The following is an 11,010-nucleotide window of genomic DNA, read 5'->3' as shown; positions in this document are numbered from 1 at the left end:
ACGGCCGGGCGCGGGACCGCATGGCAGCGTTTAGAGAAGGGGGGAGGGTGACCCTACGGTCACCCTGCCCCCTTTATCCGAGGATCCCCAGCATAACCAGCCCATTAATTCCGGCCGGTTCGGCCAAAGAGAACTACTTGACCTTGCGGGCTGCGGGGCGGGTTGGGGAATGCCGAGACTCTCTGGCAGGGCTTCCCCGGGAGACATCATGAGAGAAGTCGGTGGGGGTGAGTGTTAGGGCATTGTCAATGGGAGGCGGCTACCGCCCGGATTTCTTCCGTAATGGTTTTCCCGAGGAGTTTGGTGGTTCCGCTGCCGCCAAGGTCGGGGGTGAGGGATTGGTCTTCTCTGGCCAGGACGTTCTCGAAGGCCCGCACGACTGTGGCGGCTGCGGCCTCCTCGCCAAGGTGTTGGAGCATCATGGCTGCACTCCAGATTTGGCCGATGGGGTTCGCGATGCCCTTGCCGGCGATGTCTGGGGCTGAGCCGTGGACTGGTTCGAAAAGGCTCGGAAAGCGTCGTTCGGGATTGATGTTGCCGCTGGGCGCGATCCCGATCGTTCCTGTGCAGGCGGGGCCCAGGTCAGAGAGGATGTCCCCGAAGAGGTTGCTGGCCACGACCACATCGAACCTTTCGGGGTGCAGTACGAAGTTCGCCGTAAGGATGTCGATGTGGTAGGTATCGGTCTTGACGCTGGGGAACTTCTGTGACATCGCTTTAACCCTCTCGTCCCAATACGGCATGGTGATCGAAATGCCATTGCTCTTGGTGGCGGATGTCAGGTGCTTTTTGGGGCGGCTGGCGGCGAGGTCGAATGCGTACGTGAGGATGCGGTCCACGCCGGTCCTGGTCATGACTGTCTCCTGGAGGACCGTTTCCCGGTCCGTTCCTTCGAACATCCTGCCTCCGATGCTGGAGTATTCGCCCTCTGTGTTTTCTCTGACGACATAGAAATCAATTTCTCCGGGTACCCGGTCAGCGAGGGGGCTTTTGACTCCGGCTAGCAGTTTGACGGGCCGCAGGTTGACGTATTGGTCGAAGTGGCGCCGGAACTGCAGGAGACTTCCCCACAGTGAGATGTGATCCGGAACGGTTTCCGGGGAGCCGACAGCGCCGAAGAAGATGGAATCGAAGCCACTGAGTTGGTCGATCCAGTTATCGGGAAGCATCTTCCCGTGCTTGAGGTAGTAATCGCCGTTGGCAAAGTCAAAGGTGGTGGTCTGCAGCTTGAAGTCAAAGGCCTCTGCCGCGGCTTCCAGTGCCCGGATCCCCTCCGGGACAACTTCCTGTCCGATTCCGTCTCCGGCGATCACGGCAATTTTATGGGTTTGAGTCATGAGGAGTTTCCTTGGTTGGGGTTATGGCATTTGAGTGGACGCGAAGGCTGTGAGGCCGCCGATGAGATGGGTGGACAGTGCATCGAAGGTGTCGGTGTTGCAGCTTTTCATCATTGGCGCGTCGGCCCATTCCTCGAATGTTCCGAACTGAAAGGGAAGGTCAATGCAGTGGCCGCTGAGCTGGCCGTCTACAGCTCCCCGGTAGGTGAACTCATCAATCTGTGCAGGCTTACCAGCGACGTTGTATGCGTTCACAAGTGCGGTCGGGGTGGCCTTGTATTGAATCCAGGATGATGCGGCGACGATCTTTTCGTATGGTGACTTCTGTTGAAATGAGGCATCGCCAACAACAGCGTTGGGAAGGGGCCCCTCAGGCAGGCTTTCCAGCCATTGCTCAACGCGCGCGTGATCGGCATGTCGGAGTACCGGCACATTGTGGAAAAACGATCCCGTTTCTTCTGCAGTGAATCGGGCATATACGGCCTTGGCACTGCAATGTTTCGCCGAGGCGATCGGATCGAGAAGATCCGGGGGAACGTTGTCCGTGACATGGGGCAGGTATCCCGCTGGTGCGTGACCGAAGGGTGCGGGGGGCAGAACCGTCCTGAGTGCCCTCTCCCCCGCCTGCAGGAGTTCGAGCGGTGGAGCGTTCCCGGTCGTCAATGGTGTCAGTATCCGGTTCGCGGCCTCGTAAATGCGGGTTTGGAGGGCCGTCGACCTGGGAGTACGGGTACCCATGCTCCAGAGAGCTAGTCTTTCGAACAGGCCCCGCGCTTCGGGCAGAACGCTCAGGAGATGGGCGTACCAGCCTCCCGCTGATTGGCCAGCCAAGGTGACTCGATCAGGGTTCCCTCCAAACCTGGCGATGTTGTCCTGAACCCATTGCAATGCGGTGAGCAGGTCCTGAACCGGCCGGCTGGGTGTAGGCCGTCCGCTCTCGGCGGGAGGCGCCAGGTGAGCTATCGGACCTAGCCGGTAGTTCACGGTCACGACGACGAGGCCGCCCGCTGCAAGATGCCGCCCGTTGTACCACTGGACAGAGCCGCCCCCGCTCATCCACGCACCGCCGTGCAGGAAGACCACCACGGGCAGTCCGTCAGCGCCGTCGGGCGCCCAGACGTTCAGGAAGAAGGCCTCTTCGGACTGCAGGTTTTCTGCGTCACCCCGTCCAAGCACATCTTCAAGTCCGCTCCCTTGGCCCGGAAATATTGGGACGTCCGTAAGGTACCCGGCTTCGAGCTGTTCGTCGCCCAGGACGGGCACCGGCGCCGAGAACCGCCGGCCGCCTGTCAACGTTGCGTATCGGATGCCGTAGAAAGCTGCGACTTTAGCGGGAACGGGTCCCCGCGCGTCGGTTCTGTCGTACGCCTCGGTCATGACGAACTTCATTTTCCTTGCACGCTTCCGTTTGCCGGGCAGCGTGAAGCATTCCTTGTTGGCTGCGTCATTTGGTCAGGTCCCGGGTGCGGGTTTCCTGTGAGAGCCACAGGAACACTGCGCTGATCGCGGATATCGCCGCTATCAGGATGAGCACCGGCATGACGGACCTGTCTGATGCAGCATAGAGGGACGCCACTACCGTTGGGGTGAAGCCTCCACCGACCAGGCTGGCCAGCTGGTATCCCACCGAAGCACCGGTATACCGGCTGTGCGTGGCGAATTGCTCAGAGATGAAGGCGCCCATAGGACCGTAGATCGCATTCTGGCCAACGCAGAACACGACGAATGCGAGGGCTGTGAATAAGATGCCACCAGCCTTGAGCAATTCAAACATGGGGTATATCAGGACAATGGAGGCGATACACCCGAAGATCATGACGGGTCGACGGCCAATGCGGTCGGAGAGTTTTGCGTAGGCGAGGATAAGGACAATCGCCGCAATCTGGCCGATGGTAAAGCCGAACAAGACATCTTCTCGAGCCGACCCTTGATCAACGGCATAGGAAAGGCCGAACGTTGTAATCGCAGACTGCAGCGCGAAGCTTGCGACGCAGGCCAGGGCCACGACAAGCACTGTGCGGGGCGCCCGCAGAATCGCCATGATGGGAACCTCAGAACTGACTTTGGCCTCTTTTTGATTGGCCGCAGCGAGGAAAAGGGGGCTTTCAGAGACCCTCAGGCGAACGTAGAGGCCGACAGCAAGCATGAGGGCGGAAAACAGGAAGGGGACGCGCCAGCCCCAGGACAGGAATTCGTCCTCGGTGAGAATCGCAGAGAAAAGCCCCATCATGAGTGTGCCAATAATGCCGCCTGCCGGAGCGCCGGCATTGACGAAGGCAGCCATGAAACCCCGCTTCTTGGGGTCCGCATGTTCGAGCGCCATAAGCGTGGCACCGCCCCACTCGCCGCCCAAAGCAACACCCTGCATGAGCCGCAGAACGACGAGAATCACTGCACCCCATGGACCTATTACCGACTCCGGTGGCACAAGACCCACGAGGAAGGAGGCGGCTCCCATGATGGACAGGGACCAGAGCAACATACTCTTGCGGCCAACCCGGTCACCAAAATGCCCGAAAATGATGCCGCCGATCGGCCGGGCCAAGTAACCCGCGGCGAAGGTCCCCAGGGAAGCAACCGTCGCAACCGTCGAAGGCAGGTTGGAGAAGAACACGGGACCGAAGACGAGCGCGGCAGCGACGCCGTAAAGCAGGAAATCATAGAATTCAAGGACGCTTCCCAAGAAGCTGGACTGCACGACGCGGCGTACTTCACGTTGCCGCTCAACGTTAGATAATGCGACCGTAGTGCTTTCGGTAGACGTCATCGTCTCTCCCTTTACTGAATTTGCCATTGAAGTAGCAGGCCCTGACTGTGAAGCGACCCTTGGACATGCTCCCGGCCCGTGTTACCCGTACCGGTGATTGATTACCTCAATTTTTCCTTCCGCCTCGATAACTGTCTAATGAAAAATAGGTGGGAGCCCTATAACCAGTTGGAATAGCTTGCTGGAGGCCTTTTCCCACCGAGTCCCTCGCTCCCCCGTCCCCGAGGGTCCAACAACGCCCCACCATCACCGACACGGTGCCAGCCCAAATTTCATCCGGGCCGCGGCAAAGTCAGTCCGGCCTCCTAAGCAGGATGGACGCATCAACATCGGTCGGCCTTCCGCACAGTGGTGCAGCTTCTCGTCCACAACAGATTCCTACGTCCTTCGTCCCCGATCCATATAACCTGAATGAATGGATAGAAGAGCACTGGAATGCTTCGAAACAGTCGCACGCCTGGGTTCAGTCAGCGCCGCAGCCACCGCCATGTCCGTCACCCAGCCAGCGGTCTCCAAACAGATCAGTCGCCTCGAAACCGAACTGGCAGTCCGTCTGTTTCACCGCACACCTGCCGGCATGATGACCACCGCTGCCGGTCAGATCCTGCTTGAACTCGGCGAGGATGTCCTTTCCCGCTTCGAGCGAGCAGAAGGAATCATCAGGTCACGGTTTCGAGGGATACCCTCGTTCCGCGTCGCCTGCCCTCATTCCACCGCTGACATCCTTGTTTCTTTCATGGCTGCAAGAGACGCGCCTATCGTCGACCTGGAGATCTTGCTCGCCAGCGAATTAGATGGTGTGCTCAACCGCGAAGTAGACATGGCCGTGAGCTCGCTAACTCCCCCTAGCCACCGGGCCCAGCTTGCGGTGGCAACCATCCCCGTCCTGGTTCAGGGCCAGCCACGTTCAAACGCTCCCTTCGGCACGGCCTTACAGGTCGATCTGGAAAGCCTGAAGGACGAATGGGTGATTGTCCCTCGAAGCGGTGTGCAGATCGTGGTGACTCGGGCAATGGCCGGCTTTGACGCCCCGCTCATGATCCGCGAAGCATCAACAGGGACGATAGCCCAAGCCTTGGCCGCCAACGGACACGGATACGCCCTCGTGACAGAGCCTGCACGATTCGGCCTGCAAAGCCTTCCCGCCTACGCCCAGGACAAACCGCTGGAAATCGTCCAGCACGCGTCCTGGGACGCCAACCACTACGCATCCGATGAGCTGCGGAGACTAGCCCGAGACCTACGCCAATGGATGACTGACGAGTGGGAATGGAGACAACGCAAGCAGCCTAACGGCCAACACCCGGAATAGGCTCCTCTGCCACGACACCAAGATAGAAGGAAGACTCTGCTTTTTCGCGTCCCTGCACCTACTGACTGAGCCAGCAAATGCATCAGATCGTGTACACCCAAACCTGACGTCAGTTTTGGGTGGGATTCGCGTCAGACTAGGGCCGACAAGCCCTTTCCCGGACATGCCCACGGATGGCTCTTAGAACTTAATCTGACCTGAGACAGGGGTTGGGCAACTGCCAAGTCCATCCCAGGTTGAGGAGGAAGATGCGCGTGGTGGGCCTAGGTAGTTGCGGGTTCGAACAGCCAGCAACGCACATCGAATAGGCTCGTGCTGCTGGGCTGCAGCCGGAGGGGCTCTTGGTTGGCCCAGCAAACTGCGATCTCAATGGGCCGGGACGGTCGTCCTCTACTCGCCCACGGAAGCGTAGATTATGGGCATGAATGATGACTCTCATCTTCGCCGCGTTGTTTTCGCTGATCGACTGCTGGATGTCGCAGAGTTCACTCATGCGCACTGGTTCTTCGGTAACCTCTACGAGGTCCTCGTCAAAGTCCCGCATCGGCTAGCCTCGTCCGAGGCCAGCAGTGAACTCCCCCGGTCCCCCTTTGGAGCGGGCAGCCCCGGCCGCTACTACGCACCGATCGCACCGATCAACGCTCCTGCCGCATTCGGTGCCCTCGTGGCCGGATGGGACCGGCCAAGCACCAGGGTCCCACTGATCGTGGCGGCCGCCAGCTCGGCAACGGGGGCTGCTGCTACCGCCTACGTGCTCCGGTTCCTCAACCCTAAGCTGTTCTTCAGCCCCCTGCCGCCAGGCGAAGACCAGCGCCGACCTTTGCTGCAGCGGTGGTACAGAATTCACGCGGTCAGGCTCATAGCCAGCGCCGTCGCCTTGGCCGCCATCCATCATGCCCGAACGGATCGCCTGCGGAACCCGTGAACGCCTGAAGCAAGAAGGAAGTGATAGCCCGGAGAGTCGTGGCGCCAGAGGGTACTCCGGCTCTATTCCAAATACGATGTGGCGGTCATGCTTCGGTTTATGCCGTTCTTTCTCGAATACGTGACCGACAAGAGTACTGGGTGGTTGGCGGTGGAAGGTATCAGCGTCAACGATGCTTTGACTAAAGCGAAAAGTGCTCTCCGGGGACTGGACTGCACCAGTGCTGTCGTCCGGTACACGCCCAACAACGAATCTGTCCTCGGTGGTGGCCCAGTCGTTGCGGTATACAACAAGGCGGAAGGCTGGCGTCTCACCCGTCCCTGGATGCCGTTGCACCGTTGAGAGAAGAGTCAGCAGTTCATCGTCAGCCAGTTGCGGGACCATATGCTCAGGCGCACGGCCCCGTCGCCGGGGCGGCGTCTGTTAGGGGGTGGTATCAGGTCTTGTGCTGATCCATTCGGCGCGGAGTATTGAAAATACTTCCTTGTCGTACCGATTTCCGTCGTAGACCCAGCTGCTGCGAAGAACGCCCTCCGAGCGCATGCGCAGTCGTTGCGCGACAGCGATGCTGCGGTCGTTGTCGGTGCGGCACCGCCATTCAACGCGGGACATCCCCCGCTCTAGGAAGGCCCATTCCATGAGCAGTTCGACGGATCGGGTGATGAGTCCGCCGCCGACAGCATCGGGTTCAAGCCAGCAGCCGATCTCGCAGATGCCCCAGATGGGGTCAAACGCGACAAACATTACGCCTCCAACGATCTTTCCTTCGTCCCAGAGCCCATAGATCCGCGCGCCATCATTCGCTGTGGCTGTGGCATAACGGTGGAGGGTGGCGCGGGCACCGTCGACAGTGTCGGTGATGAAGGCCGGTCCGACCCACGGCCGGATATGCTCTTTGGCCCTGCTCATATGCTCGGCAAAGTCGCCGGCGTGCCATGTCTCAAGCGGCTTCAAGGCCACCCCGCCTCGCACGACTGTTTCAAACATAGTTTCTCCAGAGGATCTGCCCGTGGTCGTGGTTGCCACTGGGGAGGTAATTTTCTCAGACGTGTGCGGCGACTTTATAACCGCCATGGACCGGTCTCCCGTGGTGGGGCGCGTGAGCGGCCGCTGCGCTAGGCACCCAAGAGGAGGTAGTTGCCCAGGGCCTCGAGCAGGCCACGGGTTCCTTTCTCCCGGATGCCGTTGTCAGCCCAGAACTGGTCGAAGAACACGCCGTGCTCGGCGTGGGTGAATCTGGTGCCGTTCTCGATCGGGTCGAACTCCAAGGACGCCACCGATGTCGAGGCGTGGATGCCGTCGAGCCACATGTCGTATGTCGTGACGATGCGGTTGTGCTCGACGATGTCGGTGTATGTGGCCTCATAGCGGGAGACTGGACCGTCGTGAAATTTGCCTTCTGCGACGTCCCTTCCGCCAACGCGGAAGTCGAAGGCCCACTCCCGGGCCTCCATGCTGTCGCCGCCGCCCCACCAGGCCAGCTTCTGCTTCTCGTCAGCGAACGCGCCCCAGACGCGTTCGACAGATGCCGGGTAGTCGCGGGTCAGGGTAAAACCGGAGCGTGCGAGTCGCCGTTTGATCGTCATGGGTAGGTTCCTATCGTGTCAGGGTGATGTGGATCGTGCCGCTTTCGGCGACTTCCGTCCTCACCTGGTGAGTCAACTCGAAGGCGCGAAGGTCATCCCAGAGCCGGTTGCCCCCGCCGAGGAAGATCGGGGCCACGGTGAGATGCAGGTCGTCCACCAGGCCCGCGCGCAGGAAGTCGCGGGCAGTCCCGTAGCCACCGCCCACGCGAACGTCCAGGTCACCGGCGGCCTTGGCCGCTTCTGCGAGCACGTCCTCCAGCGCGGTGCTGCGGAAGTGGAACGTTGTCCCGCCCTCCATCGGGATCGACGGGCGCGGCGCGGTGTGGGTAAGGACGTAGACCGGGGTACCGAACGGCGGTTTGCCACCCCACCAGCCTTTCCAGTCCGGGTCATTTGGAAAAGCGTGGAGCCCGAACATGCCCGCTCCCATGATCTCCGCGCCGACACCCTCGAAGAACGAGTTCGCGTACCGATCATCCACACCGGTCGTTCCAGCTCCGCTGGTGTCACCGAATACCTTCTCCCGGAACGTCCGGGTCGCGGTGTACGCCTCCGTCAGGCGCCCCCAGTCCCTGCCCATCGGATTGTCAGGCGTCGGGTCAGCTGGCGAATATCCGTCCAATGAGGTGAACAGGGCCATACGAACACGGGTCATATCAGATGTCCTTCGGGTGAGTGAGGGTGAGGTGGATGCCTAGCCGATCAGCTTGGTGTTCTGCCGGTGTGCGCTGCTCGCCGAGCCACAGGTGCAGCACGTCGAGGGCGCCCGGGCGCAGGCTCACAGTGCGGACACGACCGTGTTTCTCCGACGTGACCAATCCCGCGTCCTCCAGGACGCGCAAGTGCTGCATGAGCGACGGCAACGCCATCTCGAACGGTTCCGCGAGTTCGGAAACTACCGCCGGGGACTTCGCCAATCGCTCCACGACGGCCCGGCGCGTGGGATCCGCGAGAGCGCGGAGCACGGAGTCAAGCTCGGCATAATACTTAGGCACAAACCTAAGTATTTGTGACGGAGAAGGAGGTTGTCAATCGATCCACCCAACACGGCTTTCAGCAGCGTTCCCGTCGTCAATCCAGGGTTCCGATTTCGGAGATAGAAAAGAAGGCCGGCCTTGCTGGCCGACAAAGCGACGCACGAATTGACCAGGCGAACGCATCGAGCCGGCAATGTCGACCGTGCTCCCACCGGCCGGCAATCGGAGGCCTATTTGTCGGGCCAGGATGAGCGATGTCTGCCGCTCCGCACGTCAACGCGTTGGGCCTTGGCGGCCCAGGGACACGAGCGAAGCGTCCGGTCAGGTCGTCAGCCCAATGAGGAACACGGACGCCGCCCACCCGAGAAGTAGGACAATCCCCGCGCTCCCCCGGTGACCGCCGGAGGGTCCGAACCCCGAATGACATCTTGGGGACGGCATACGCCCGATTCCCAGCTTCCACCCAGCCTTCGCAGGTACGGTCCCGGAGGCGGAGCGCTCCGCCCTCAACTCACCCAGGAGGATGCGTGGGCCCCATCAAGAGTCTGTGGGCGATGGTTCAGGGAGACCCCGTTTTCATGCGCCGCGTCAACGGCTGGCTGGCTATTTTTTGGATCCTGATGATCCCTATTTCGCTGCTGATGGGGTGGCTCGATTCGGTGGTTTACGTCTCGGCACTCTCCCTCTGGGCCTTGGTCTCCGGCCATTGGTCGGCCTGGCAGGCCGCGCGCGTCGAGGTCGCGCAACTCGAGGACGCCAAGCGCCGGGACAAGGAAGACTTGGTTGCCGAGGTGGTCGAGGCACTGCTGGCGCGGACAAACGTCGAGCCCGCGCCAGCCACCGCGACCAAACGGGCTGGGACTTCGACCGTATCCTGAGTCCTACGGCAAGAACCTTTCCGGAACAGCTAGCGTCAATACCCCTATCGTGCCGGCCGCTCAGCAAAGGCGCACCGTCGCGGCCCAGACTGCAGAGGCCCACCTCACGCAATCATTGGGGTTTCCGCGTGGTGGCTGGGCCCGATCCTTGCTGCCGTGGGGCCAGCGTGGGCGGCCAGCCGCGCAGGACGTCGTGGAGGTGTCCTTGATCCGCGGCGGCAACGAGCTGCGCGGCGAGGGCAGACACTTTGATGTTCGCGTGTTGGCTATGCCCGGCGAGCCGGTCAAAGGCCTCGACGGCGCCGACATTGAAATAGCCCATGATCATACCCTTGGCTTGTTCGATGAGGCCGCGGGTCGCGTATGCGTTCGCCAAGGCGGCCGCAGCGGCCTGGCCGCTCTCGATGGCCATTGCCCGCGTCAGGTCGATGGTCAGGCCATGGATGGCCGCCACCTTCCCGGTCCCGTCCCGGTCGGCCTCCGCGACGGTCAGGACGCGGTGTTCACGGCCCTTGCCATCGATGATTCGGTGAAAGTTGGAGCCCTGACCGCCGTCGCGAGCAAGGGTCTGAATGAATTGACAGGCCGCGTCCCGGTCATCGGGATGCTTGTGAGCGAGAACGAGCTCCGTGGTGGGGACGACCTCACCCCTGGTGTAGCCGTGGATGCGATACAGGCCCTCGGACCACTCACTCCGACCGGTGCCTAATGACAGCCTGAATGACCCCGTCGGGCACACCTCACCCTCAGGAAGGGGAAAGCCGTACGAGACCCGGTCCTCGGACATAGACAAGTCACTCTCCTTGGCATCAGCAAGTCGACCGCACCGCCTCACAACGATATCAACGCCGCTCCACCTGCGAATACTCTTTCAAACTTTAGGCTGCTGGCTCGTGAGCTTGGGTCACTCGGTTACGAATTGATGCTGTGAGCACGTCTGGCGGCGGGTGCGCTGGGCCGGCACCCAAACGGCGCACGGTATAGGCCTTTCCGGTTGACTGGGGCTAGCAGGAGGAGGGAAAGTGTGGGCAGCCGCTAAGCACGAAGCGGGTGTTTGGTGGGACTCTCCAGCAGCCTTGGAGCCGCGCTGAAACGCATTGTTACGCCAACAGCCCGCACATTCGTGCCGGGCGGACGGCCCATCCGGCACGAATGTGGCGTGTCAGTTGGATCATGCGTCAGGCCGATCTCAACCACCCGCCTTTCTTGGGTTTTGTGCGGCCTTTTT

11 protein-coding genes are annotated in these 11,010 nt (G+C 61.2%); 3 read left to right on the top strand and 8 right to left on the bottom strand.

Annotated features, from left to right (window positions below; all coding sequences use genetic code 11):
- Positions 1–245: 245 nt before the first annotated feature.
- The 3 genes from ASG79_RS04160 to ASG79_RS04150 are packed head-to-tail and all read right to left on the bottom strand — an operon-like array spanning position 246 to position 4,104.
- Positions 246–1,337: a tartrate dehydrogenase gene (locus ASG79_RS04160; protein WP_056388688.1), complete on the bottom strand. Its 1,092-nt coding sequence runs from the start codon at positions 1,335–1,337 to the stop codon at positions 246–248.
- A 21-nt stretch (positions 1,338–1,358) separates the two neighbouring features.
- Positions 1,359–2,726 (bottom strand): carboxylesterase family protein, encoded by a 1,368-nt coding sequence (locus ASG79_RS04155; protein WP_056388686.1) that lies wholly within the window; start codon positions 2,724–2,726, stop codon positions 1,359–1,361.
- Positions 2,727–2,781: 55 nt separating this feature from the next.
- Positions 2,782–4,104, bottom strand: coding sequence for an MFS transporter (locus ASG79_RS04150; RefSeq protein ID WP_056388684.1), 1,323 nt, complete (start codon positions 4,102–4,104; stop codon positions 2,782–2,784).
- A 415-nt stretch (positions 4,105–4,519) separates the two neighbouring features.
- Here ASG79_RS04150 and ASG79_RS04145 point away from each other — a divergent pair, with 415 nt between their 5' ends.
- Both ASG79_RS04145 and ASG79_RS04140 read left to right on the top strand, forming a co-directional pair.
- The gene (locus ASG79_RS04145; protein WP_056388682.1) at positions 4,520–5,416 is read left to right on the top strand and encodes a LysR family transcriptional regulator; all 897 of its coding nucleotides are present in this window, start codon (positions 4,520–4,522) and stop codon (positions 5,414–5,416) included.
- 421 nt (positions 5,417–5,837) lie between these two features.
- Positions 5,838–6,341, top strand: coding sequence for a DUF1772 domain-containing protein (locus ASG79_RS04140; RefSeq protein WP_162256814.1), 504 nt, complete (start codon positions 5,838–5,840; stop codon positions 6,339–6,341).
- Between the two features lie 423 nt (positions 6,342–6,764).
- Here ASG79_RS04140 and ASG79_RS04135 read toward each other — a convergent pair whose 3' ends face one another.
- The 4 genes from ASG79_RS04135 to ASG79_RS04120 form a co-directional block, all read right to left on the bottom strand.
- A complete protein-coding gene (locus ASG79_RS04135; RefSeq protein WP_056388678.1) occupies positions 6,765–7,328 on the bottom strand; it encodes a GNAT family N-acetyltransferase in 564 nt (187 codons plus the stop codon).
- Between the two features lie 128 nt (positions 7,329–7,456).
- Positions 7,457–7,927, bottom strand: coding sequence for an SRPBCC domain-containing protein (locus ASG79_RS04130; RefSeq protein ID WP_056388677.1), 471 nt, complete (start codon positions 7,925–7,927; stop codon positions 7,457–7,459).
- Between the two features lie 10 nt (positions 7,928–7,937).
- Positions 7,938–8,582, bottom strand: coding sequence for a dihydrofolate reductase family protein (locus tag ASG79_RS04125; RefSeq protein WP_056388675.1), 645 nt, complete (start codon positions 8,580–8,582; stop codon positions 7,938–7,940).
- 1 nt (position 8,583) lies between these two features.
- The gene (locus tag ASG79_RS04120; protein ID WP_056388673.1) at positions 8,584–8,922 is read right to left on the bottom strand and encodes an ArsR/SmtB family transcription factor; all 339 of its coding nucleotides are present in this window, start codon (positions 8,920–8,922) and stop codon (positions 8,584–8,586) included.
- Between the two features lie 509 nt (positions 8,923–9,431).
- Between ASG79_RS04120 and ASG79_RS04115 the strand changes: the two genes are divergently transcribed.
- Positions 9,432–9,782, top strand: coding sequence for a hypothetical protein (locus tag ASG79_RS04115; protein ID WP_056388671.1), 351 nt, complete (start codon positions 9,432–9,434; stop codon positions 9,780–9,782).
- A gap of 112 nt (positions 9,783–9,894) precedes the next feature.
- On the opposite strand, the gene ASG79_RS04110 is transcribed toward ASG79_RS04115, so the two are convergent.
- Positions 9,895–10,569 (bottom strand): PAS and ANTAR domain-containing protein, encoded by a 675-nt coding sequence (locus ASG79_RS04110; protein WP_056388669.1) that lies wholly within the window; start codon positions 10,567–10,569, stop codon positions 9,895–9,897.
- Between the last annotated feature and the right edge of the window lie 441 nt (positions 10,570–11,010).

Source organism: Arthrobacter sp. Soil761 (assembly GCF_001428325.1).
Lineage (GTDB): Bacteria > Actinomycetota > Actinomycetes > Actinomycetales > Micrococcaceae > Arthrobacter.
The sequence above is the reverse complement of the archived record's forward strand: the minus strand, read 5'-3'. Positions and strand labels throughout refer to the sequence as shown.